The sequence below is a fragment of the Nocardiopsis endophytica genome (genome assembly GCF_027706725.1).
GTDB lineage: Bacteria > Actinomycetota > Actinomycetes > Streptosporangiales > Streptosporangiaceae > Nocardiopsis_A > Nocardiopsis_A endophytica.
In genome coordinates this window covers 1-23,444 of the sequence record NZ_JAQFWQ010000109.1, presented here as the reverse complement: position 1 = coordinate 23,444, position 23,444 = coordinate 1, and the positions used below count along the sequence as shown (strand labels likewise).

Here is a 23,444-nt window from a genome sequence, read left to right as displayed (position 1 = left end):
CCTCAGGGGGTCGGGGGACTCGGGCGGGGGCGGGGACGGGCGGGCGGTCACTCGGCGGTCTCCATGTGGCCCATCCGGGTGGAGATCTCCATGCCCGCCTTGGCCACCGTCTCGCCGATCGCGTCGAGCTTGTCCTCCTCCATCCGGTAGGAGGGGCCCGAGGCGCTGATGGCGGCGATCACCTCGCCCGTCAGACCGCGGATGGGGGCGGCCACGGCGTTCAGGCCGACCTCCAGCTCCTCGGTCGCGGTGGCGAAGCCGCGCTCCACGATGTCCTCGAACTCGGCGCGCAGCTCCTCGGGGTCGGTCACGGTCTGCGGGGTCAGCTCCTCCAGCCGCCCGCGCAGGACGCGGCGCTGGTCGCTCGGGCGCATGTGGGCCAGCAGCACCTTGCCGCTGGACGTGGAGTGCAGGGGGTTCTGCCGCCCGATCCAGTTCTGGCTGACCACCGCCGAGGAGCCGCGGACCTGGTCGATGTTGACGACCATGTCCCCGCTCGGGATCGCGATGTTGACCGTCTCCCCCAGGTCGGAGGCCAGGTCCTCGCAGACCCGGCGGCTCTGCTGGGTCAGGTCCAGCCCGGCCGCCATGGTGCCGGCCAGCCGGATGATCCCGAACCCCAGCTGGTACTTGCCGCGCAGCCCGGGCTGTTCCACCAGCCCGCGCCGCTCCAACGCTCCGACCAGTCGGAATGCGGTGGACTTGTGCACGCCCAGCTCCGCGGCGATCTCGGTCACTCCGGCCTCTCGGTGCTGGGCCAGGATCTCCAGCACCGTGATGGCGCGATCCACCGACTGCACGGGAGCACCGTCCTTCCCTGCCGCTGTCCTGGCCGGTTCCGCCTCACCGCCCGACCCCCGCCCGAACCGGTCCGTGTCCGTCGTCGTCTGACTCTTTCCTGCGCGGTGGTCGTTGGAAGCCATGCACACCACGATAACGCCGTGTCCTCGAACTTCCCGGAACAGGCGCCCTGGGCAGAGCGTCGTGCCAGGTCAGGCGATTCTGCACGGGCTTCACACGCCCCCTCTGCCTCCCCACGGCACCCGCTCCCCCCAACGCCTCCCAAGGTTCCCCACGCCCCCCTTTCACACCACCGCCCCCGCGCGCGTGCCCCGGACGTCGGCGGCCGCGTCGGTGAGGAGGCGGGCCAGGTACTCCGCGAACGACGCCCGCACCAGGATGCGGAAGGCGGTGGCGCCGCCCGACGGGCCGGGCGCGCCGGTGCGGTGCAGCCCCACCGCCGCCTTGCCGATGACCGTCTGGGCGTAGGAGCCGGTGCCGAACTCGCGCGGGTGCAGGTCCATCGGGCAGCCGCGGGCCAGCACCTCCTCGGCGTCCGGGCCGCTCAGCTCCAGTACGGTGCGCTGGGCCGAAAGGTCGGCCACGGCCGCGCACAGCCGCCCGTACTCGCCTCCCAGCGCCGCGCTGAGCCCCGCGCACAGGCCCCGCCCCGTCGCCTCGGAGTCCACGACCAGGTACCGCCCGGGGCCACTCCACAGGACGTAGGGGGTGCCGTGCCCGGTGGCGCGCCCGGGCCCGGGCAGGGGGCAGCCGAGGAACTGCTCGGCCATGCGGGAGGCCGCGTCGGCCTCCTCGGCGTCCACGCGCAGCTCGGCCTGGGCGAGGAACGACAGCTCGCGCAGGTGCGAGCCCTCCAGGAGGCCCTCGGCCGGGCTGCGCCGGCGCGGGACAGCGGGTTCAGCCATCCTTGCGGCTCCCTTCCCTGTCGTAGAACACCGGGTCGGCGACCCGGACGGGTACTGCGGTGTCGAGGTGCACGGCGTGCACCACCTCGCCGTGGCGCGCGCGGCCCGAGCGCAGCAGCCCGAGCGCGAACGAGCGCCCCAGCGCGGCGCTGTCGTAGGAGGAGGTCACCCACCCCTGTGAGCGCGCCCGGGGCGGGCCGGGCCCGGGGTCCTCGCCGATGAGCTGCGCCCCTTCGGCCAGGACGGTCCCCGGGTCCTCGGGCAGGAGGCCGACGAGCTGGGGCCGGTCCCCGCGCGCGGTGTCGGGGCGGCTCAGGGAGCGCTTGCCGACGAAGTCCTTGGTGCGCGACAGGGCCCAGTCCATACCGAGGTCCAGAGGGGTGACGCTGCCGTCGGTCTCGTGCCCGACGACGATGAAGCCCTTCTCGGCCCTCAGCACGTGCATGGTCTCGGTGCCGTAGGGGGTGATGCCGAAGGCGGCGCCGGCGTCCATGGCCGCCTCCCACACCGCGAGCCCGTACCAGGAGGGCACGTTGACCTCGAAGGTCAGCTCGCCGGTGAAGCTCACCCGCAGCACGCGCGCGCGGACCCCGGCGACCTCGCCCTCCGTGAGGTCCATGAAGCGGAACGCCTCCTGGGAGACGTCCATGCCGGGGGCCAGCCGCCGCATGACGTCCCGGGAGCGCGGTCCGACGAGGCTCACGACGGCCCAGGCGTCGGTGGCGTTGAAGATGTGCACGCACAGCTCGGGCCACTCGGTCTGGGACCACTCCTCCATGTGGTCCAGGACGGTCTCCGCGTTGCCGCTGGTGGTGCTCACCAGGTACGCCCCGTCGGGCAGGCGGGCGATGACGCCGTCGTCGAGGACCATGCCGTCGGCGGTGCACAGCAGCCCGTAGCGGCACCGCCCCGGTTTGAGGGTCGACAGGTTGCCGGTGTAGAGGCGGTCGAGGAACGTTCCCGCGTCGCGCCCGGCCACGATGATCTTGCCGAGGGTGGAGGCGTCCAGGGCGGCGACGCCGGTCCGGGCGGCGGTGCACTCGCGCAGCACGGCCGCGTGCATGTCCTCCTGTCCCTGCGGGTAGTACCGTGCGCGGCGCCATTGGCCGACGTCCTCGTACACGGCGCCGTGCGCCTCGTGCCAGGGCTGCATGGGCGTCCGGCGCAGCGGGTCGATGAGCTCCCCGCGCGCGCGTCCGGCCAGGGCGGTGAAGGGGACGGGCGCGTACGGCGGGCGGGGTGTGGTCCCGCCGACCCCGTCCATGGTGCGCCCGAGCAGGTGCGCCGTGATGCCGGAGGCGACGGTGCCGCAGGTGCGCCCCTGGTCGGGGCCGGTGCCGATGGTGGTGTGGCGCTTGATGAGCTCGATGGAGTCCATTCCGGCGTCGACGGCGGCGCGGATGTCGGACAGCGCGGCGTCGCGCTGGAGGTCCACGTAGACCCGCGCCGCGTCGGTCTCTGGGCCGGTGACGCAGAACAGGGCCATGGGCGGCGCGACGGGCTCCGACGAGGCGGGGTCCAGGGGCTCGTCCGGCCCGCTCCACAGGTCGAGCGGGGCGGCCCCGGTGCCGTCCTCATGGGGGCCGACCCCTTGGGCGCCGTGTCCCTGGGCCGACTCCCCGCGCGAGCGCATGACCTCGGGCAGGCCGCCGCCCGGCGCCCCCGCGAGTGGGCCCTGCGGCCCGGTGTGCACGGGGTCGGGCGGCGCGACGGGCGGGCCGAGTGCCGCCCGCGCCGCGGCCGCGCCCGCCGCGATGCCCTCCTCCACGGCGGCCTCGGCGTCCCGGGTGCCCGCCGCCGCGCCGACGCACACGGTGGTCGGCGGCAGGCCCTCGGGCAGGAAGGCCGCGTGCGGGGCGGACCAGCGCAGGCGGGCGCCCGCCTGGACGGCGAGCGGCGCCGCAGGGTCGTACCCGCCGGAGACGGCGAGCAGGTCGCAGGGGACGCGCTCGGGCTCCCCGCGGGCGGTCCCGTCCGGGCCGACGGACACCAGCAGCGCGGCCGCGACGCCGCCGTCGGCCCCGGCCTCGGCGCGGAGCACGGACGTCCCGGTGCGCACCTCGACGCCCCGCCGCCGCAGGGCCTCGCGGGCGGCCGCCCCGGCACGGGGCCGGGCGTCGGCCACCGCCTCGATCCGGGCGCCGCCGTCGTGCAGGGCGGCGGCGGCCCACAGCGCCCCGTCGTGGCACCCGGCGACGACGGCCCGCTCCCCCGGCAGGACGCCGTGGCGGCGCACGTAGGCGGCGGCCGCCCCGGCGAGCATGACCCCGGGCAGGTCGTCGTCCTGGAAGGCGAAGGGGCGCTCGGTGGAGCCGCAGGCCAGCACGGTGCGCCGGGCGCGGATGCGCCAGAGCAGGTCGGAGCGGCCCCTCCGCTCCAGCGCGGCGTGCTCGCCGTGGTCGTAGTGGCCGGTGACGGTGGTGCGCGCGAGGGCGCGGACGTCGGGGGCCCGGACCAGGGCCTGCCAGGTGGCCGCGGCCCAGGCGTCGCGGCCGCCGCCCCGTGCGTCGCCGCCGGGCTCGGGGGCCTCGTCGGCGATGATGACGCGCGCCCCTTCGGCGCGGGCGGCGTCGGCGGCGGCGAGGCCGGCGGGGCCCGCGCCGACGACGAGGACGTCGCAGTGGGCCCAGCGGGCGTCGCCGCCCCGGGCGGGCGCCTGCTCGGGCAGGCGGCCGTACCCGGCGAGGCCGGACACGCGCAGGCCTTCGCGGGCCTCCACGCGGGTGGCGGGGGCCATCGGGCGCGGGTCGGGCCCGTCGGTGCGGACCTGGGCCCCGGGCTCTCCGGTGCCGATGCCCACGACGCCGCGCGGCCGTCCGGTGCGGATGCCGCGGCAGACGGTGCGCACCCCGGCCGCCAGCAGGGCGGCGGAGACGGGTTCCCCGGTGACGGCGGGGACCTCCTCGCCGTCGAAGGCGATCCAGGTGTCGGGGGCCGGTCCCGCCCCGGTGCGGCGCCCGGTCATCGCCGGTCCTCCTCGGCGTTCCGGCGCCTGCGGCGGTCGCGGATGCGCTGGGCGGGACCGCCGCTCTCAGCGGCCCGCCCCGCGCCGGGCGCCCTCCTTCCCAGGAGCGCCTCGGCCGGGTCCCCGTCCAGGTCCGGAATCCCGCACCACTCGCGGCGCGCGAGGTACTCCCCGGCGGCCCCGGCCCCTGTCCCGGTCGTCCCGGTCCCACACCAGCTCATCGTGCGCCTCCTCCGCTGGGCACGGCGCGCCGCACGCAGTACGGCGACGTGCAGGGCCCCTCGTCGGGTCCGCCCGCCGGGTGCGCCCCGGTCCCGCACGAACCCGTGATCGTGTAGTCGACGGTGTCGCGCTCCACGTCGCACCAGGCCCTGCAGCCCGAGGCGTGGAACCAGCGCTCGGCGTACCGCCCCGCCGGGTTGTCGCGCACGAACAGGTAGTCGGCCCAGTCCCGGTCGTCGAGCGCGGCCGGGTCGGCCGGGTAGGCGATGTGCGCCTGCCCGCCGTACCGGAACTCGCGCTCGTCGCGCGGGCCGCACCAGGGGCACGGGATGAGGAGCATCGCGGTCGGCCTCCCTGCTGCCTCGGGTCGCGGAACGGTCTGGGACGGTCTGGAACGGTCCGGTCAGTGGGCCACGGCGGCGGCCCCGTGCTCGTCCACGAGCGCCCCGGTGGTGAAGCGCTCCAGGCCGAAGGGTTCGGCCAGCGGGTGCGGGCGCCCGTTGGCGACGGTGTCGGCGAGGACGTGCCCCACGCCGGGCGTCGCCTTGTACCCCCCGGTGCCCCACCCGCAGTTGACGTACAGCCCCTCGAAGGGGGTGGGCCCGATGACCGGCGAGGCGTCCGGGGCCACGTCGACGGTTCCCGCCCAGGTGCGCAGCACCTCGGCGTGCGCGAACACCGGGTAGAGCTCGATCGCGGCGGCGATCTGGTCTTCCACCGTGCGCGGCGACCCGCGCTGCCCGTAGCCGTTGTAGCCGTCGATGCCCGCGCCCAGCACCAGTTCGCCCTTGGGGGCCTGACTGACGTAGACGTGCACGGCGTTCGACATGACCACGGTGTCCAGCACCGGCTCCAGCAGCGGGGTGACCAGCGCCTGCAGGGGGTGGCTCTGCAGCGGCAGGCGCAGCCCCAGGGTCTCGGTGAGCACGCTGGTGCGCCCGGCCGCGCACAGGGCCACCGCCCCGGCGGCGATGTCGCCGCGGGTGGTGCGCACCCCCCGCACCCTGTCGCCCGAGCGCAGGAAGCCGGTCACCTCGCAGCCCTGCACCAGGTCGACCCCGAGCCGGTCGGCCTCGGCGGCGAACCCCCAGGCGACCAGGTCGTGGTCGGCGATGCCCGCGCGCGGCTGGTAGGTGGCGCCCAGCACGGGGTGGCGGGTGTGCGGGCCGGTGTCCAGGACGGGGACGAGCTTGGCGACCTCCTCGGGGCCCAGCCACTCGGCGTCGATCCCGTTGAGCCGGTTGGCGTTGACCCGCCGCACCGATTCGCGCACGTCGTGGGTGGAGTGCGCCAGGTTGAGCACCCCGCGCTGGCTGAAGTGCAGGTCGCGGCCGAGGGCGTCCTCCAGGCCCTCCCACAGCCGCAGGGCGTGCTCGTAGATCCCGGCGCTGGCGTCCCACAGGTAGTTGGAGCGGATGATGGCGGTGTTGCGGGCCATGTTGCCGCCGGCCAGCCAGCCGCGCTCCAGCACCGCCACATCGGCGATGCCGTGCTCGGCGGCCAGGTAGTAGGCGGTGGCCAGGCCGTGCCCGCCGGAGCCGACGACCAGCACGTCGTAGGCGGGCCGGGGCTCGGGCGAGCGCCACAGGCGCCCGCGCGGCGGCGGGGCGGGCGGCACGGCGGCCGGGAGCGCGGGCATCAGGCCCTCACCCTCTCCATCCCGGGGTCGAACAGGGGCTCTGCGGCGGCCTCGGCGGGGATGCGCCTGCCGAAGTAGTCGATCTCCAGGCGGGTGCCGGGTTCGGCGAGCTCGGCGGGGAGCCAGGCGTAGGCGATCCCGTGGCCCAGCGTGTACCCGTAGGCGGCGCTGGTCACGTACCCGGCGGCGGTCGGCGCGCCGGGCAGGTGCACCGGTTCGGAGCCCATCACCGTGTTCTCCGGCGTACCGGTGTTCAGGCAGGTCAGCCTCCGCGCCGGGGCCTCGGGGTCCAGGCGCTCCACGGCGGCGCGGCCGACGAAGTCGCCCTTGGTCCTGAGGCGGAGGGCGAAGCCGACCCCGGCCTCGTAGGGGTCGTGCTCGTCGGTCATGTCGGCGCCGAAGGCCCGGTAGCCCTTCTCCAGGCGCAGGGCGTCGAAGGCGCCGCGCCCGGCCGCCGCCAGGCCGTGGCCGCGTCCGGCCTCCCAGAGCGTGTCCCACAGCCGCAGCCCCAGGTCCGGGGTGGTGTACAGCTCCCAGCCGAGTTCGCCGACGTAGGAGACGCGCATGGCGGTCACCGGCACCTCGCCCACGTGCATGCGGGCGCAGTGGAAGTAGCGCAGCCCGTCGTTGGTCAGGTCGTGGTCGGCGAGGGGCTGGACCAGGTCCCGGGCGCGCGGCCCCCACACCCCGATGCAGGCGGTCTCGGGGGTGAGGTCGCGGACGGCCACACCGGGGGGCGCGTTGCGGGCGAGGCGCGCCAGGTCCAGGCGGCTGTTCACGCCGAGCTGGAAGAGGTCCTCCTCGATGCGGGCGACGGTGATGTCGCCGAGCAGGCGGCCGCGCTCGTCGAGCATGAGGCAGTAGCTCACCGCGCCGGGCTCGCGGTGGGCGCGGCAGGTGGTCATCCGGTCGAGGTAGTCGGCGGCGCCGGGCCCGGAGACCTCCAGGCGCATCAGCGACGACATGTCGTACAGCGCGACGCGTTCGCGGGTGGCGCGCGCTTCGGCGGCGATGGCGGGCGACCAGTAGCGCGCGGCCCAGGGGCCGGGGCGGGGCGCGTCCTCGGCGCCTTCCAGGGCGGTGTTGTCCTCGTAGTAGTAGGGGCGCTCCCACCCGTTGGCCTCCAGGAAGAAGGCGCCGAGCTCCTGCTCCCGCCGGTGGAAGGGGGCGACGCGCAGCGGCCGGGGGCGCTCCATGGGCTGCTGCGGGTGGAGGGCGTCGTAGACCTCGATGAAGTTCTGGCAGCCGCGCTCCAGGACGTAGGAGGGGGCCAGGTGGTGCGGCTGGAACCGGTTGATGTCGCAGGCGTGCAGGTCGAAGGTGGAGGCGCCGTCGGCGATGAGCTCGGCGACGGCGCGCGCCACACCGGCCGAGTGGGTGATCCACACCGCCTCGGCCGACCACAGGCCGGCGGTGCGGGCGAACTCCCCGATCAGCGGCATGGTGTCGGGGGTGAAGGAGAACAGCCCGTTGAACCCCTCCTCCACCTTGGTGTCGGCCAGGGCGGGCAGCAGGCCGAGCGTGTCGTTCCAGGCGGGGGCGAAGTCCTCGGGGGTGAACGGGTGCATGGAGGGCATCGGCAGGTCCGGCGTGGTGGCGGGGGTGCCGATGGCGTCGGGGGCGACCGGCATCGGCCGGTGGCCGTAGTAGCCCACGCCGACCCGGTCGCCGCGCTCGCGGTAGTACAGGTCCCGCTCCTGGTAGCGCAGGATGGGGTGGGGCGCGGCGTCGCCGCCGCCGTTGGCGGCCAGCGCGGCGGTGGGCCCGGTCCAGCCGAACTGGTGGGCCAGCGGGGTCAGCGGCAGCGCCTCCCCGGCCATGGCCGCCACGCGCGGCCCCCACATGCCGGCGCAGAGCACGACGGCGTCGGCGGGCAGCCGCCCCTGGTCGGTCAGCACGGCGGAGACCCGGCGGCCGGAGGGGGCGCCGTCACCGCGGGTCTCGATCCCGGTGACCTCGTGGCGGGGCAGGAAGCGGGCGCCGCGCATCACCGCGGCCTCGGCCTGGGCGCGGGCGGCGCCCAGCGCGTCGGCCAGCCCGTCGTCGGGCGTGAGCAGGCCGCCGAGCACGCGGTCGGCCTCGACCAGCGGGTGGGCCTGGGCGCAGTCCCCCGGCCCGACGACCGCGGCGCGCAGCCCCCAGGAGCGGGCCCAGCCGCAGCGGCGGTGCAGCTCGTCGAGGCGCTCGGGGGTGGCGGCCAGCTCCAGGCCGCCGACCGGGGAGAAGCAGGGGCGGCCGTCGACGCGCAGCCCCCGGTACTTGTCGGCGGTGTAGCGGGCGAAGTCGGTCATCACCTTGGCGCCGTTGGTCTGGAAGACCAGGCCGGGGGCGTGCGAGGTCGACCCGCCGGTGCGGTAGAGGTCGCCCTGGTCGACGACGGTGACGTCGGTGCACCCGCGTGCGGTGAGCTCGTCGGCCACGGCGCAGCCGACGATCCCGGCGCCGATGACGACGATCCTGGGAACGGTTCGCTGGGTGTGCGGGAGAGCGGGCATGGCGGCCTGCCTTCGCCATCGGTGTTCACGTGTGCGCCCGGTTCGGCGGGTTCCCATGTGCGCAACCAAGTGCGGTCTACGCAACAGCCTTGATCGAGCTGCCGGAGGTGTCAAGGGGCGGGCGGCGGGGGCGCCGGGCGGATTCCGGCGCCCCCGCGCCGCCCCGCCTCAGGACGTCGCCGCCAGGCGCCGCAGGTCCTGCTTGGGCAGCATCTTCTTGGGGTCGACGAAGGGCTTCTCCACCACCACGGCGGGGACCTGCCCGCCGGGCCGGTGCACCGACAGCTCGGTGCCCAGGGTGGCCAGGTGGATGGGGACCATGGCGAAGCCGATGTTGCGCTCCAGCCGCGGCGAGTGGCAGGCCGAGGTGACCTTGCCGACCGGCGCGCCGGAGGAGCCGGGCTCGTGCACGGGGAACACGTCGATCATCGACCCGTCGTTGTAGGTGCCCAGCGGCTCTCCGCCGATCTCCACGCCGACGAGCTTGCGGGAGATGCCGTTGTCGCGGACGCGGGTGAGCGCCTCCTTGCCGACGAAGTCGGCCTCCTGGTCCAGGTCGACCATCCAGCTCACCTCGTAGCCGTAGCCGACCTCGAAGGGGTTGGTGTCCAGGCCGATGTCGCTGCCCCAGGCGAGGATGCCGCCCTCGATGCGGCGCAGGTGGCAGGGGCCGATGACCTGGATGCCGTGCGGCTCCCCGGCCTGGAGCACGGTGTCCCAGAGCCGGACGCCGTCGCGGGAGGCCTCCTTGAGGTAGATCTCGAAGCCCAGCTCGGAGGTGTAGCCGGTGCGCGAGACCACCACCTGCATGCCGTCGAGCTCGAACTCGCGGCAGTAGTAGTAGGGGACGTCCATGACCTCGGGGCCGAACAGGTCGACCATGACCTCGCGCGACTTGGGGCCCTGCACCTGCACCGGGCCCACGTCGGCCTCCCGGATGGTCACGTCCATCCCGGAGTTGTAGGCCAGGCCCTGCGCCCACAGCAGCACGTCGCTGTCGGCCAGGGACAGCCAGAAGTGGTTCTCGCCCAGGCGCAGCAGCACCGGGTCGTTGATGATCCCGCCGTCGGGCGCGGTGATGAAGACGTACTTGCACTGTCCCACGGCGCACTTGTTCAGGTCGCGCGGGACGAGCATGTTGGTGAACGCGAAGGCGTCGGGCCCGGTGATCTCGATCTGGCGCTCCACGCCGACGTCCCACAGGGTCACGCCGTTGACCAGGTGCCAGTACTCGGCGACGGGGTCGCCGTAGTGGCGCGGGTGGTAGGTGTGGTTGTACACGCTGTACTTGGCGACGCCGTGCCTGCGCGAGGCATAGAAGAACGGCGACTTCCTGATCCGCGGGTACAGCAGGATCTCCGGGTTCTCGTTCACGGCCATTCAGGGCCTCCAACCACTCCGATGCGCAACGAGGATCGCCATGCGCAACTCACGGTCGCCTGTGAGCGGCGCCACTGTCAAGCGCCGCAACGCCGCGTAAGTTCCGTGTGTCGCAACGGCAATCCATTGACGCAACGAATCGGCCGATCTTACGCTGTAACCAGCCGATCACGTTCCCTCATATGAGAATAGTTGCACATAGCGCAACAGTCACGTCAGAGGCGTCGACCGCGGTCGGAACACCTCCGCACGGAACCGAGGCGGACCCATGGCCCCACTTCTCGCCACCATCGAGCACGCCGTGAAGAAGCCGGTGTGGGACTGCCGGATGTGCGGCGCCTGCGTGCTGCACTCCACCGGCTTCACCTGTCCCATGACCTGCCCCAAGACCCTGCGCAACGGCCCCTGCGGGGGCGTGCGCGAGGACGGGTCGTGCGAGGTCGACCCCTCGATGACCTGCGTCTGGCTCAAGGCCTACGGGCGCGCCCGGCGCCTGCCCGGCCGCCTGGGCGAGGGCATCGACGAGCTGCGCCCGCCCGTCGACAACCGGCTCCAGGGCACCTCGTCCTGGGCCAACCTGGCCACCGGCCGCGACCGCGTGCTGCCCGAGGGGTGGAGTGCGGCGGCGGAGGCCACCGAGGCCTCCGAGGCCGCCCCGACCGGACCCGCCGCAGTGGAGGTGCCCCGTTGAGCCTGGCCGAGCTGCTGACCGCGCCGGTGCCGCACCGGCCGGCGGTCACCGCCGAGTTCCCGGCGGTCGACGGGGGCGGCCTGGAGGCCGTCGCCGCGCACGCCGCCCGCCTGGCGCCCTACGTGGACGCCGTCAACGCCACCGACAACCCGGCCGCGCACGCCCACGCCTCCAACGTCGCGATCGCGATCGCGGTGCGGCGGCTGGGGCTGGAGCCCATTCTCCAGGTCGCCTGCCGGGACAAGAACCGGCTGGCGGCCCAGGCCGACATCGCCGGGGCGGCCCTGCACGGCGTCACCACCGTGTGCTGCATGACCGGCGACGACGTCACCGCCGGGGACGAGCCTGAGGCCCGCCGGGTCTTCGACCTCGACGGGCCGCAGCTGGTGCGCACGGCCGCGGCCATGGCCGGCGGCAGCTACCTGTCCGGACGGCCCCTGTCCCCCGCTCCCCCGCTGCTCATCGGGGCGGTGGAGAACCCCGGGGCGCCGCCGTTCCACGAGCGCGCCACGCGCGCGCTGAAGAAGGTCGAGGCCGGGGCGCGGTTCCTGCAGCTGCAGATCTGCTACCGGCCCGAACGGCTCAGCGCGTTCTGCGAGCGGGCCGAGGCCGAGGGCGTCACCCCGGCGGCGGCCCTGCTCCCCACCATCGCGCTGGTGAAGGGCGCACGCGCGCTGCGGTTCATGGACACCCAGGTGCCGGGGATCAGCATCCCCCAGGACGTGATCGAACGCGTGGAGAAGGCCCCCGACGAGCGCGAGGCCTCCTACGAGGTGTCGCTCGAACTGGCCCGAACCGCCCTCGCCCAGCCCGGGGTGCGGGGCATCCACATCACCGACTTCCGGCACGACGAGACGCTCGGACGGCTCTGCTCCGACCTGGGCCTGCCGACGATGCGCAGCGCCCCGGGTGAGGACGCCGTCGCGGTCTGAGCCCGGATGTGGTCGGATTCCTTCCGCCGCCCCGTGCGGGGCGGCGGAAGGAGGAGCCCATGCGGATCAGGAAGGGCGGCCCCGATGACGTCCCGTCGGTGCTCGCCATGCTCGACGGTGCCGTCGAATGGCTCACCGCCCGGGGGCGGGAGGGGCAGTGGGGGTCGCAGCCCTGGTCGGAGTTCCCCGAGCGGGTGCGGCGGATCGAGGACAAGGCCGACGGGCTGTGGATGGCCGAGATCGGCGGGGAGCCGGCCGGGGCGCTCGCCCTGTCCCCGGTGCCCGAGCCCTACGTCGACCCCGCCCCCGAGCCGGAGCTGTACGTGGGGCTGCTGGTCACCGCGCGCGCCTTCACCGGCCGCGGGGTCGGCGCGCGGCTGCTGGGGTTCGCCCGCGACCAGGCGCGCGAGCGCGGGGTCGCCCTGCTGAGGGTGGACTGCTGGGCCGGGGGCGACGGCGCCCTCATCGCCTACTACGAGCGGCAGGGCTTCACCCCCACCGAACGGGTCCCGGTCGGCACGACCGCGGTCCAGGTCTTCGAGATGCGCGTCTGAATTCCCCCGGAGGGCGGTGATCTCCATCCCGGCGCCCCGGGGTTCCGGTACGCGGGTCCCACCGCGAGGATCAGGGCATGTCGCGATCGATGACCGCCGAAGAGCGCAGAGCGTTCCTGTCCGAAGGCACCCGCACGGCGAAGGTGTCCGTCACGCTGAAGAGCGGGGAACCGCACGTGAGCCCGGTGTGGTTCCTCCTCGACGGCGACGACCTGCTGTTCACCACCCCCGCCGACTCGGTCAAGGCGCGCGTCCTGCGCCGCGACCCGCGGGTCGCCGTCTGCGTGGACCTCCAGGAGCAGCCCTTCGCCTTCGTCGCGGTGCGCGGCACCGCCGAGCTGGACGAGGACCCGGAGGCGGTGCGGAGCTGGACCGAGCGGATCGGGGCCCGGTACGGGGCGGCGCCGTCCGGAACGGACACCGGATCGGGGCCCGCCCCCGACGACGCGTACCACCGCCCGCCCGGGGTGCTGGTGCGGGTCCGCGCGCAGCGGACGACGGCGGTCTCCTACGACGACGAGTGATCCGCCGCGGCGCGGTCCGCGGCCTCGTGGGCCTCGCCGCGCCGCAGCCACCACCACGCCAGGGGGATCATCACGGCGAGCACGGCCGTCGCGGGCAGCCCCTCGAACAGGCCCGCGAAGCCGACCCCGCCCGTGTACAGGCTCGGCTCGGGCAGGTAGACGATGACCGCGCCGACGGCCTCGTCCAGCGGGAACCAGGCCGGAACGCCCTCCCCTCCGGGCGGCACGGCCACGGTGAACAGGGCCGAGGGCAGGATCAGCGCGGCGGCGTGGAATCCGATGGCCGCCCACAGGTTCCCGGTGCGCAGCGTGACCAGCGCGGCCAGGACCGCCCACAGGAAGATGTTGAGCATCAGGACCCAGTGGGCCCGGTGGGGCTCGCCGCCGGCCAGGTAGAACCCGACGAAGGTGAAGTGGAACAGGGAGAAGAAGACCGAGGACAGCAGCACGCCCGCCGTCCTGCCCCAGCGCAGGGCGACGGCCTGGAGCATCCACCCGCGGAAGAGCTGCTCCTCGATGCCGATCATGACCACGCGGACGGCCAGCATGTACAGGACCACCAGGCCGACGACCAGGGGGCCCTCCGGGTCGAACGACCACACCCCCTCCACCTGCGCCGTCCCCACGGCCAGGGCGATCCCGATCCACCCGGCGATGTAGGCGACGGCCAGGGCCATGCCCCAGAGCAGGCCGGTGAGCGACTTCCAGCGGAACCCGAGCCCCGTCGAGGCGAAGAACGAGCGCCGCTCGTAGTACCGCAGCCACAGCCACAGCGCCGCGTACGGGCCGATGAGCATGAGGAGCTGAAGCACGATGCCCAGGGCGATGGTCGCCCCCTGGCCCGCGCCCTCGGCGGCGCGCATGACGGCGGGGAGCCCCAGGAGGAGTGCGGGCCCGGTGCCCAGCAGGTAGAGCAATTGGGTCAACGGGATCGTGGCGAGCGGGTGCGTGACCCGCGCGCCGGAGGCGCCTGCGCGGACGAAGGCGTCGCCCGTGGTGCCGGTCGGTGTTCCGGGATGTGTTCCGGGGTGTGCGCCGTCCGGCGTCGGGCGCAGGGATTCATTGATGGAGGACATGCCCGGGACGCTAGGCCCGGCGGGCGCCCCGGCACATCGCGCGCGGGACCGATGACGGTCCTGTCCGCGACCCGCCCTCCGGGCATGACCACGGTCATGGTTCAGGAGGTGACCCGGGCATGACCCGGCGGAACCGCTCAGGAGAAGGGCCCGCTGCTAGCTTCGAGCCATGAGCACGGCAACGGACTCTGCACACCCGAAGGGCGGGGGCGGAAGGGACGTCGCGCGCTGGGTGTCGCTGTCCGGCACGCGCGCTCCCCTGCTGCTGCACGCCGCGTTCTGGGGCGCCTACGCCGGGACCATCGTCACGACGGCGGTCCTGTTCACCGTTCCGCTCCCCGAACAGGGCCTCGCGAACGAGGTTCTCAACGCGGCCTTCCTCGCCGCCCTGGTACCGACAGCCCTGCTGTGGCCCTTCCTGAGCTGGACGCCGGGCGCGCCGGGGCGGCGCCCGCAGGTGCTGTCACTCCTCTTCTTCCTGTGCACCGCGGTCCTCATGGCCGGGTCGGGCGGCCTCCTCGTGCAGATCATGGTGTTCGCGGCCATCGGCAACGTCGTCACCGTCCTCGGCCCCCGGGCGGCCCTCGCCTGCACCGCGCTCCTGAGCACCGCCGCCGTCGGAGTCCACGTGCTCCCCCCGGCCCAGATCGCCACCGGCCTGTTCGAAGGCTCGGTCGTCGTCTTCTTCGGCCTGCTGAGCGTCATGGCCTTCACCGCGCTCATCGCCGCGCAGCAGCGCACCCGGGAGACCCGGCAGGTGCTCGCCGAGCTCGAAGAGGCGCACTCCGAACTCCGCCGCTACGCCGACAGGGTCAGGGAGCTCACCATCGCCGAGGAGCGCGCGCGGATGGCGCGCGAGATGCACGACTCCGTCGGGCACTACCTGACGGTGCTGAACATCGGGCTGTCGAACGCCGAGCGCTTCCGCACCGCCAAGCCCGAGGCGGCCTGGCAGGAGGTCGCCGACGCCAAGCGGCTGGCGCAGGAGGCCCTGGCCGACACGCGCCGCTGGGTGCGCGCGCTGCGCCCGCTGCAACTGGAGGGCAAGGCGGGGCCCGAGGCCGTGCGTGCGCTGGCCGAGGCCTTCTCCGGGGGCGGCGGGGAGGCCGGCTCCAACGGCGCACGGGTGCGCTCCACCTGCGTCGGCGACTGGCCCGACCTGGGAGAGGAGGCCGAACTGGTCTGCTACCGCGTGGTCCAGGAGGGATTGACCAACGCCGTGCGGCACTCCGGGGCGCGCACGATCGACGTGGCGCTGGAGTGCGGCCCGGAGGGGGTCGCGGCCTCGGTGGTCGACGACGGGCACGGGGCCGCGGACGGCGTTCCGGCGGGTGCGGGCGGATTCGGGATCGCGGGGCTGCGCGAGCGGGTCGAGGCGGTCGGCGGCACCCTGGAGGCCGGTCCGCGCGGCGGGGGCGGGTTCGCCCTTCGGGCGGTGCTCCCGTCCCGGCCGCGGCCGGCGGAGCCCGCGGGGGTCGGGGCGGAGGCACCGGCATGACCGGACCCGCCCGCGTCCTGCTCGTCGACGACCAGGTGCTCATGCGCCAGGGGCTGGCCAAGCTGCTGGAGATCGAGGACGCCGTGGACGTCGTCGGCGAGGCGGCGGACGGCGTGGAGGCCTTGGAGGTGCTGGCGGGCGCGGCCGGCACCGGCGCCTACCCGGACGTCGCCCTGGTCGACGCCCGCATGCCGCGCATGGACGGTGTGGAGCTGGTCGCCCGGATGGCGCGCGAGCACCCGGCGGTGGCACCGGTGGTGCTGACCACCTTCGACGACGACGCGTTCATCTTCGGCGGGCTGCGCGCCGGGGCCAAGGGCTACCTGTTGAAGGACACGCCCCCGGACGAGCTGGTGTCGGCGGTGCTGCGGGCCGCGCGCGGGGAGACCGTGCTGGGCGGCGCGGCGGCCGAACGCCTGGTGGCGGGGCTGCGGTCGGCCCCGCCGGAGGCCGGAGGCGCCCCGGAGCCGGACGGCGGGGCGCCCCTGGGGGACCGCCCGGTGGGGGAGGGCCTGTCCGAACGCGAGGCCGAGGTGGCCCGCCTGGTCGGCGGCGGGGCGACCAACCGGCAGATCGCCCGGCGGCTGTTCATCACCGAGGGGACGGTGAAGAACCACGTGTCCAGCATCCTGCGCAAACTCGGCCTGCGGGACCGGACCCAGCTGGCGGTATGGGTGGGCCGTTCGGGCCTGGCCCCCTGACGGGCCGCGCGCGGGGGCGGGGCGGGAGGCCCCGCAGCCACCGGATCGGGCATGGCCAGGGCGGTCACCGATCCCTGGACGCGCTCCTGGAGTAGCCCGGTGCGCACCCCCGTACTGCCATCGGAACACGGTCCTGAACCGGCTGGGAAAGCTGGGCGAGCTGACCGGCGGCGGCGTGCGGGGCGGCGCGCGGAGGGGTGTTCGGGGCGTCAGTCCGGCGGGGCGGTGGCGGGCGCCAGGACCACCACGGCGGTCCCGCCGGGGCGGCGGAGAGCGTGGGCGTCGAGATCGCCCTGTACCTCGCGCCACCGGTCCCACAGTCGCGCCCTCTCCTCACCCGTGGCCGCGTGGGCGCGGACGCGGCGGTGCCGGACGCGGCCCTGTCCGTCGGGCACCTCGGCTTCGGCCTCGGGGTGGGCCCGGAGATTCAGCCACCATGCGGGCTCAGGGGCGCCCCAGCCGTTCATCGCGAGCGTCACCAGGTTCGGGCCGTCGGCGACGTAGCCGAGGATGACGCTCCGCCGCCGCCCGGTGCGGCGCCCGACGGTGGTCAGGCGCAGAGTGCCCCATGAGCCGGGTTTCGGGGGCCACAGCCCGGTCCGGCCCCGGGTGAGCCGGTACAGGGCGCGGTGGCCCCTCCAGAAGAGGTGGATGAACCACCGCGGCGGGAGCCAGGGTGATCGCTCGCGTCGGTCGGGCACGGCCGCCTCCCCTTCACAGGTGCGCCGAGCGGGGGCACCGACATTACGGCCGGGGCCGCGGGAGGAGTAGTGCCGGCGGTCCTGAACGGGGCTCTGGGACGCTCCTGCCTCAGGTGGTCACCGGCCGCGGGTCACCCGCCGTCCGGGGGCGTGCGCTTCGCGCGGTCGGCCTGGTCGATGAGGCGGTCCATCACCTGGCGCAGCGTGCCGGGGTCGGGCTGGGCCAGTCCGGCGATGGAGGACAGGTACAGCCCGTCGCCGACCAGGCGGATGGTCTCGGCCAGCACCGGGTCGTCCAGCTCCTCGTGGAGCAGCCGCGACCACTCCTCGAAGAAGTAGCGGACCAGGTCGCGCGTCTCGTCGGTCATCACCTCCTTGCTGCGCAGCGCGGCGATGATCGACCAGTACAGCTCCGCCTCGTGCTTGGACGCGGGCTGCGAGGTGCGCAGGAAGGTGCGGACCACCCCCTCGCCGCTGCTCCCCGCCTCGCGGAACTCCTCCTCGGCCCGGTCGGCCAGGCGCCGGATCAGCCCGGCCATCAGCTCGGCCTTGGAGGGGAAGTGGTAGAGGAGCCCGCCCTTGGAGACGCCCGCGGCGGCGGCCACGGACTCCAGCGTCACGGTGGACACGCCCTCGTCGATCAGGATGCCTTCGAGCGCGTCCAGGATCCGGTCGCGCGTTGTGCCGGTACTCACCTTTGACACTGTACCGGCTGGACGGTACTGTACCGTCTGGACGGTTCACAATGGCGACCGGAGTGCCGACCGGCGGCCCCGCCCCACAGGGGGCCGCACGCCGCCTTCCCGGCGGCCCGGGCGCGGCACCGCCGACCGGAATACATGGGATGACCGGGTCGTTCCACAGACGCCCGGCGCCCGGTCCGGCCGCGCCCCGCGCAGGCCCCGGCGCCGCCCACCACGACGCAGACGAAGTAGAGGGACCATGACTTCCGCCGTTGCCGGGCCCGACAACAGGCCCGACGACACCCCGGCCGCACGCCCCGCGAAGGCCGGCGCCCGCGAATGGGCCGGGCTGGCCGTGCTCGTGCTGCCGGTCCTGCTCATCGCCGTCGACATGACGGTGCTCGGCTTCGCCGTGCCCTACCTCACCGAGGACCTGCGCCCCACCGGCGGCCAGCTCCTCTGGATCGTCGACATCTACGGCTTCGTGCTGGCCGGGCTGCTCATCACCATGGGGTCGCTGGGCGACCGCATCGGCCGGCGGCGCCTGCTGATGATCGGCGCCCTGGGCTTCGGCCTCGCCTCACTCGCCGCGGCCTTCGCGCCCACACCCGAAATACTCATCGCCGCCCGCGCCCTGCTCGGCATGGCCGGGGCCACGCTGATGCCGTCGACCCTGTCCCTGCTGCGCAACCTGTTCACCGACGACCGGCAGCGGCTCCTGGCCATCGCCATCTGGGCCTCCGGGTTCTCCGCCGGCAGCGCGCTCGGGCCGATCCTCGGCGGCTGGCTGCTGGAGCACTACCACTGGGGGTCGGTGTTCCTCATCAACCTGCCGGTGATGGCGGTCCTGCTGGTGGCGCTGCCGCTGCTGGTCGGCGAGTCGAAGGACCCGAATCCCGGGCGCCTGGACCCGGTCAGCGTGCTGCTGTCGATGGCGGCCATGCTGCCCGCCGTCTACGGGGTGAAGAAGCTCGCCGAGTACGGGTGGGCCCCCGTCCCGGCCGCCGCGCTGGCGGCGGGGCTGGCCCTGGGCGCGCTGTTCGTCCGGCGCCAGCTCCGGCTGCCGCACCCGCTGATCGACGTCCGCCTGTTCGCGGTGCGCCGGTTCAGCGTCGCGGTCGCCACCAACCTGATGATCGTGTTCTCACTGGTCGCCTCGTTGTTCTTCCTCACCCAGTACCTCCAGCTCGTGCTCGGCATGAGCCCGGTCACCGCCGGGCTGGTGCTGGTGCCGGGGCTGGCGGTGTCGGTGGCGGCGAGCTTCGTGGCGGTGTCGCTGGCCCGCCGGCTGAGCCTGGGCACGGTGCTGGTGCTCGGCCTGGCGCTGATCGCCACCGGGTTCGTCCTGGTCACCCAGGCGCCGCTGGAGGGCGGCGCCGCGCTGATCGCGGTGGCGTTCCTGCTCATCGGCACCGGCATCGGCCTGGCCGAGACGCTGACCAACGACGCCATCCTGACCGCCGCTCCCCCGGCCCGCGCCGGCGCCGCCTCGGCGATCTCCGAGACCGCCTACGAGCTGGGCGGGGCCCTGGGCGTGGCGCTGCTGGGCAGCGTGCTCACCGCGGCCTACCGGTTCCGGCTGGACGACGTGGCCTCGGTGCCCGGGGAGGCGATGGACGCCGCCCGCGAGACGCTGGGCGGGGCGGTCAGCGCCGCGCACGGGCTGCCCGGCGAGGCGGGGGCGGCGCTGCTCGGCGCGGCGCAGTCGGCCTTCCTCGACGGCATGCACCTGACCAGCGCGATCGCCACCGTGATCGTGGTCGCCGCGGCGGTTCAGGCGGGGCTGCTGCTGCGCCGCGACCGCACCCCGGCGGCGGGGCCCACCTCCGCGCCGGAGGCGGAGTCGGCCGACGCCTGATGTCCGCGCGGCGCCCGGGGCTCATACCCTCCGGGCGCCGCGTGCATGGGGGCGCCCGGGCCGGGCGGGAGCGCGGCGTCCAGCACCTCCTGCAGCGGCACGGTGCGCGCGAAGGCGGCGAACTCCCGGGCCAGCACCGGTTCGGGCGCCCGCTCGGGGACGACGATCCCCACCTCGCGCACCCGCTCGGCCCCGGCCACCGGCAGCACGCGCACACCCGGCGGGGGCGGCGCCGAGCACAGCCACGAGTGGGCCACCACGCCGCACCAGTCGCCTTCGGCGACGTGGGTGTACAGGGCGGGCAGGGCGTCGGTCTCCACCTGCACGCTGGGGCGTCCGCCGTGCTCGGCCAGCGCCGCCTCCATCGCGCGCAGGGCACCGCCGTCGCAGGTCAGACCGCACAGGGGGACACCGGCCAGCTCCTCCCAGGCGACCGAGGCCCGGCCGGTGAAGCGCCCGGGGCAGGCGAGCACCACACCGCGCTCGCCGTAGAGGCGCACCGCCGACCCGAGGCTCCGCCCGGGGGTGGCGCCCAGGTGGGCGACCCCGCAGTCGAGGCTGCCGTCGGCGAGCCCGCGGGCGATGTCCTCGGCGGGCAGGGCGCGCACGCTCAGCCGCACCCGCGGGTGGCGGGTGCCGAACGGGGCGGTCAGGTGGGCCACGGCGGCCGCGGCGGAGGGCAGCACGCCGATGCGCAGCCGCCCGGTGCGGCCCTTGCGCATGGCGCCGACCTCGGCGTCGAGCAGGTCGCGCTCGGCGAGGATGCGGTAGGCCCAGCGCAGCACCCGCTCGCCCTCGGGGGTGAAGCCCTCGAAGCGGTGGCCGCGCCGCACGATGCGGATGTCGAGTTCGGCCTCCAGCTTGCGCAGGGCGGCGGACAGGGCGGGCTGGGACACGTGGCAGGCGCTGGCCGCACGGGCGAAGTGGCGCTCGCGGTCCAGGGCGGCCAGGTACTCGAGCTGGCGAATCAGCATCCGCGCTCCTCCGGGGGCGTGGCGCCGGAGCCGGACCCAGGGGTTGCCCGGCCCCGGCGCGGAACGGACGCGGGGTGGCCGACCACGCGGGGTTCAGCGCGACGCGCCCGCCGGTCCCGAGAAAGAGAGACCGATCACACATTCTGCTGTGCCGGGCCGGTCTGCGCCAGACATTCCGGCCGATTCGCACGCCTTTTCCGACAGCGGGAGGCGGCGGGGCCGGGCCTCCGGTTGGTGCGGGGCGCTCAGGGGCGACGACGCGTGCCGGACGGTCCTCCGCCCCCAGACGGCGGGTTCCTCCCGGCCCGGGTGGACGGCACAGCAGGTGGAGCCCCTACTCCTGCCGCCCCTGGCCCTCTCCCCCGTCTCCCGACTCCCCGTCTTCGGTCGCCGCCGCCTGCTCGTGGTACATCCTGCGGGTCGCGTCCGTGTGCTCGCGCATCAGGCGGGCCGCCTCCTCGCCGTCCCCGGCCGCGATGGCGTCGATGATGCGCGCGTGCTCCTCCCAGGAGTCGCCGCCGCGCTGCGCCGCCACCAGCCCGTGGTACCAGCGGACCCGCCGCGCGACCTGTCCCGCGAGGTCGGCGAGGACCTCGTTGCCCGACAGCTCGGTGATGCGCCGGTGCAGGTCGGCGTTGAGCGCCACCATCTCCTCGGTGTCGCCGCGCTCCAGTCCCTTCTCCCCGGCCGCGCACAGCCTCCGGAGGTCGGCGAGGCCCTCGTCGCCGGCGTTCCCGGCGGCCAGCCGGGCCGACTCGCTCTCCAGCAGCCCGCGCACCGCCAGCAGCTGCTCGGCCTCGTCCCCGCTGGGCCGGTGCACGAACGCGCCGTACCCCGGGCGCAGGTCGACCCAGCCCTCGTTGCTGAGCCGCTGCAGGGCCTCCCGGATGGGCTGGCGCGACACCCCCAGCCGCTCGGCGAGCTCGTTCTCGACCAGGTGCTGTCCCGGAGGGAGCCGCCGCAGGGTGATCAGTTCGAGCAGCGTCTCGTACACGCTCTCGCGCAGCGGAACGGGGCGGCGCACCGGGGTCGGGAGCAGGTTCTTGTCGAGCGGGCGTGAGGCCATCGTCATTCGGTTTCCGTCTGTGGTCGAGGCGGTGGCGGTCGGGCCGGACGGGGCGCGCTCCTCGGCGCCTCGCGCCCCGCAAGTCTAGTGTCGGACCGTTCCGTGCGCGGGTCGGCGGGACCGATCCCTCCCGTCGCGCGGCGCCGCGGCGGCCGGGCTCAGCGCGGCAGCCGGACGATCTCGGCGAGCGGCCCGGACCAGCCCGGGGGGATCACCGCGTAGCCGTCGGCGGCGGCCGGGGAGCGCAGGCTCCCTGGTCGGTCGTGTCCGACGGGCTCGGCGGCGGACCCGGTGAGACGGACCGCGACCAGGCGCGTGTCCACGGGGTGGGGGCGGACCGGCGCCGACAGCTCGGCCCGGCCCGGCGCCGCGGCGGCCGGATCCGGCCGCCCGGCGAGCGCGGACAGCAGCGGCGCGAGCAGCGTCACTGCGGCGACCAGCGCCGCCCCCGGGTTCCCGGGCAGGCCCACCACGGCGGGACCGTCCGGCAGGCGGGCGAGGAGCTGGGGGTGGCCGGGGCGGCAGGCGACCCCGTCCACGACCGTCTCGGCCCCCAGGTCGCCCAGGGCGGAGCGCAGGTGGTCGGCCGGGCCCTTGGAGGAGGCGCCGCACACGGCGACGGCGTCCGGGCCGGACCCGGCGGCCGAGCGCAGCGCGTCGGCCAGGCCCTCGCGGACGTCGCCCAGGAAGACGGGGGGCTCGGCGCGGGCGCCCGCCCAGTCGGCCAGGCCGGGCAGCATGGGACCGATGGCGTCGCGCACGCGCCCGGGGCCGGGGACGCCTGTGCGCACCACCTCGTCGCCGGTGACCAGGACGGCGAGGACGGGGCGGCGTACGCGGAGGGCGTCGTGGCCGAGCGACGCGGCCAGTCCCAGGACGGCGGGGGTGACGGGGGCGCCCTGCTTGAGGACGACGTCGCCGGGGCGGGTGTCCTCACCGGCACGGCGGACGTGCCGGTCGGGCTCGGTCTCCCCGGACACCGCGCCGCCGCCCTCCTCCCGGGCGTGCTCATAGGGCAGGACCGAGGTGGTCCCGGGCGGGACGGGCGCGCCGGTCGCGATCTCGACGGCGGTCCCGGGCGCGAGGGCGTCGGCGGTCGGCGCCGCGCCCGCCAGCACGCGGCCGGTGACCCGCCACGGCCCGGGTCCGCAGACCGCGTAGCCGTCCATGGCGGAGGTGTCGCAGTCGGGGATGCCGACGAGGGCGGGCAGGTCGGCGGCGAGTGTGGCGCCCAGGGCCTCGGCGAGGGGCACCCGGCGGGGCGCGCTCGGGCCCGTCCGCTCGCCGAGCTCGCGTGCCGCGGCGCGCGCTCGGTCCCACGCCGCCGTAGCGCCTTCGCGCCGGGCCATCGCCACCCCTGTGCCGCCGCATCCGCTGTGTGTCCACACGCGTCCCTGTATATCCGCGCAGGGCCGCGCGCGGCGCGGCGACCCGCCCTGCGCATCCCAGGCGTGACCGACGAACCCGCGCCGACCGCCGGCCGGGGCCGCGAGGCGGACAGGACACCGCGTCACTGGCGAGGGTAACCGGCGACGGATCTGGACATAAGACCCGTCTCCCCCCTTCACGGCCCGCCCGCCGCCGGACGGTGGCCCGGACACGCCTGACGGGACCGGAAACCCTGTGCGGCCGCCGATTTGCCACCTGCGGAGATTCCGCTAAAGTTCTAAACGCAGCACGGCGGAGGGCCCACCGGGAAGCCGGAGGGAACGAGGCCGGAAGCGCGCGGACGTGGCTCAGCTGGTAGAGCATCACCTTGCCAAGGTGAGGGTCGCGGGT

At 75.2% G+C, this 23,444-nt stretch carries 21 protein-coding genes; 7 read left to right on the top strand and 14 right to left on the bottom strand.

What is annotated here, in order from left to right; genetic code table 11:
- Positions 1-47: 47 nt before the first annotated feature.
- The 8 genes from O4J56_RS26510 to O4J56_RS26475 form a co-directional block, all read right to left on the bottom strand.
- On the bottom strand, positions 48-800 hold the full coding sequence (locus O4J56_RS26510; RefSeq protein ID WP_270689544.1) for an IclR family transcriptional regulator: 753 nt from the start codon (positions 798-800) through the stop codon (positions 48-50).
- Between the two features lie 285 nt (positions 801-1,085).
- On the bottom strand, positions 1,086-1,706 hold the full coding sequence (locus tag O4J56_RS26505; RefSeq protein ID WP_270689542.1) for a sarcosine oxidase subunit gamma: 621 nt from the start codon (positions 1,704-1,706) through the stop codon (positions 1,086-1,088).
- Positions 1,699-4,671, bottom strand: coding sequence for an FAD-dependent oxidoreductase (locus O4J56_RS26500; RefSeq protein ID WP_270689541.1), 2,973 nt, complete (start codon positions 4,669-4,671; stop codon positions 1,699-1,701). The genes O4J56_RS26505 and O4J56_RS26500 overlap by 8 nt, the downstream gene beginning before the upstream one ends.
- A complete protein-coding gene (locus tag O4J56_RS26495; RefSeq protein ID WP_270689540.1) occupies positions 4,668-4,892 on the bottom strand; it encodes a hypothetical protein in 225 nt (74 codons plus the stop codon). Before O4J56_RS26495 ends, O4J56_RS26500 begins: the two co-directional genes overlap by 4 nt.
- The gene (locus O4J56_RS26490; RefSeq protein WP_270689539.1) at positions 4,889-5,233 is read right to left on the bottom strand and encodes a sarcosine oxidase subunit delta; all 345 of its coding nucleotides are present in this window, start codon (positions 5,231-5,233) and stop codon (positions 4,889-4,891) included. The genes O4J56_RS26495 and O4J56_RS26490 overlap by 4 nt, the downstream gene beginning before the upstream one ends.
- Positions 5,234-5,296: 63 nt before the next feature.
- On the bottom strand, positions 5,297-6,532 hold the full coding sequence (locus O4J56_RS26485) for a sarcosine oxidase subunit beta family protein (RefSeq protein ID WP_270689537.1): 1,236 nt from the start codon (positions 6,530-6,532) through the stop codon (positions 5,297-5,299).
- On the bottom strand, positions 6,532-9,027 hold the full coding sequence (locus O4J56_RS26480) for a GcvT family protein (RefSeq protein WP_270689536.1): 2,496 nt from the start codon (positions 9,025-9,027) through the stop codon (positions 6,532-6,534). Before O4J56_RS26480 ends, O4J56_RS26485 begins: the two co-directional genes overlap by 1 nt.
- Positions 9,028-9,195: 168 nt before the next feature.
- Positions 9,196-10,407, bottom strand: coding sequence for a glycine cleavage T C-terminal barrel domain-containing protein (locus O4J56_RS26475; protein ID WP_270689535.1), 1,212 nt, complete (start codon positions 10,405-10,407; stop codon positions 9,196-9,198).
- A gap of 268 nt (positions 10,408-10,675) precedes the next feature.
- On the opposite strand from O4J56_RS26475, the gene O4J56_RS26470 reads away from it, so the two are divergent.
- The 4 genes from O4J56_RS26470 to O4J56_RS26455 all read left to right on the top strand — a co-directional run bounded on the left by O4J56_RS26470 (position 10,676) and on the right by O4J56_RS26455 (position 13,108).
- On the top strand, positions 10,676-11,098 hold the full coding sequence (locus O4J56_RS26470; protein WP_270689533.1) for a methylenetetrahydrofolate reductase C-terminal domain-containing protein: 423 nt from the start codon (positions 10,676-10,678) through the stop codon (positions 11,096-11,098).
- Positions 11,095-12,030: a methylenetetrahydrofolate reductase gene (locus O4J56_RS26465; protein WP_270689531.1), complete on the top strand. Its 936-nt coding sequence runs from the start codon at positions 11,095-11,097 to the stop codon at positions 12,028-12,030. Before O4J56_RS26470 ends, O4J56_RS26465 begins: the two co-directional genes overlap by 4 nt.
- A gap of 59 nt (positions 12,031-12,089) precedes the next feature.
- A complete protein-coding gene (locus O4J56_RS26460) occupies positions 12,090-12,584 on the top strand; it encodes a GNAT family N-acetyltransferase (protein WP_270689529.1) in 495 nt (164 codons plus the stop codon).
- A gap of 77 nt (positions 12,585-12,661) precedes the next feature.
- Positions 12,662-13,108 (top strand): PPOX class F420-dependent oxidoreductase, encoded by a 447-nt coding sequence (locus tag O4J56_RS26455; RefSeq protein ID WP_270689527.1) that lies wholly within the window; start codon positions 12,662-12,664, stop codon positions 13,106-13,108.
- On the opposite strand, the gene O4J56_RS26450 is transcribed toward O4J56_RS26455, so the two are convergent.
- Positions 13,093-14,184, bottom strand: coding sequence for a CPBP family intramembrane glutamic endopeptidase (locus O4J56_RS26450; RefSeq protein ID WP_270689525.1), 1,092 nt, complete (start codon positions 14,182-14,184; stop codon positions 13,093-13,095). The genes O4J56_RS26455 and O4J56_RS26450 overlap by 16 nt on opposite strands.
- Positions 14,185-14,353: 169 nt before the next feature.
- Here O4J56_RS26450 and O4J56_RS26445 point away from each other — a divergent pair, with 169 nt between their 5' ends.
- Both O4J56_RS26445 and O4J56_RS26440 read left to right on the top strand, forming a co-directional pair.
- Positions 14,354-15,682 carry a sensor histidine kinase gene (locus O4J56_RS26445; protein WP_270689524.1) on the top strand — a complete coding sequence of 443 codons (1,329 nt, stop codon included), beginning with the start codon at positions 14,354-14,356 and terminating at the stop codon, positions 15,680-15,682.
- On the top strand, positions 15,679-16,383 hold the full coding sequence (locus O4J56_RS26440; protein WP_270689522.1) for a response regulator: 705 nt from the start codon (positions 15,679-15,681) through the stop codon (positions 16,381-16,383). Before O4J56_RS26445 ends, O4J56_RS26440 begins: the two co-directional genes overlap by 4 nt.
- Positions 16,384-16,592: 209 nt before the next feature.
- Here the strand turns inward: O4J56_RS26440 and O4J56_RS26435 are convergent, their stop codons facing one another.
- Positions 16,593-17,084, bottom strand: coding sequence for a nitroreductase/quinone reductase family protein (locus O4J56_RS26435; RefSeq protein ID WP_270689521.1), 492 nt, complete (start codon positions 17,082-17,084; stop codon positions 16,593-16,595).
- A gap of 131 nt (positions 17,085-17,215) precedes the next feature.
- Positions 17,216-17,779, bottom strand: coding sequence for a TetR/AcrR family transcriptional regulator (locus O4J56_RS26430; protein ID WP_270689519.1), 564 nt, complete (start codon positions 17,777-17,779; stop codon positions 17,216-17,218).
- Positions 17,780-18,026: 247 nt separating this feature from the next.
- Here O4J56_RS26430 and O4J56_RS26425 point away from each other — a divergent pair, with 247 nt between their 5' ends.
- Positions 18,027-19,625 carry an MFS transporter gene (locus tag O4J56_RS26425; RefSeq protein WP_270689517.1) on the top strand — a complete coding sequence of 533 codons (1,599 nt, stop codon included), beginning with the start codon at positions 18,027-18,029 and terminating at the stop codon, positions 19,623-19,625.
- Here the strand turns inward: O4J56_RS26425 and O4J56_RS26420 are convergent.
- The 3 genes from O4J56_RS26420 to O4J56_RS26410 all read right to left on the bottom strand — a co-directional run bounded on the left by O4J56_RS26420 (position 19,541) and on the right by O4J56_RS26410 (position 23,014).
- Complete coding sequence (locus O4J56_RS26420; protein WP_270689515.1) at positions 19,541-20,599, bottom strand: LysR family transcriptional regulator; 1,059 nt, start codon at positions 20,597-20,599, stop codon at positions 19,541-19,543. The two genes, O4J56_RS26425 and O4J56_RS26420, sit on opposite strands and share 85 nt — an antisense overlap.
- 334 nt (positions 20,600-20,933) lie before the next feature.
- Positions 20,934-21,665, bottom strand: coding sequence for a GntR family transcriptional regulator (locus O4J56_RS26415; RefSeq protein WP_270689546.1), 732 nt, complete (start codon positions 21,663-21,665; stop codon positions 20,934-20,936).
- A gap of 158 nt (positions 21,666-21,823) precedes the next feature.
- On the bottom strand, positions 21,824-23,014 hold the full coding sequence (locus tag O4J56_RS26410) for a molybdopterin molybdotransferase MoeA (RefSeq protein WP_270689545.1): 1,191 nt from the start codon (positions 23,012-23,014) through the stop codon (positions 21,824-21,826).
- Between the last annotated feature and the right edge of the window lie 430 nt (positions 23,015-23,444).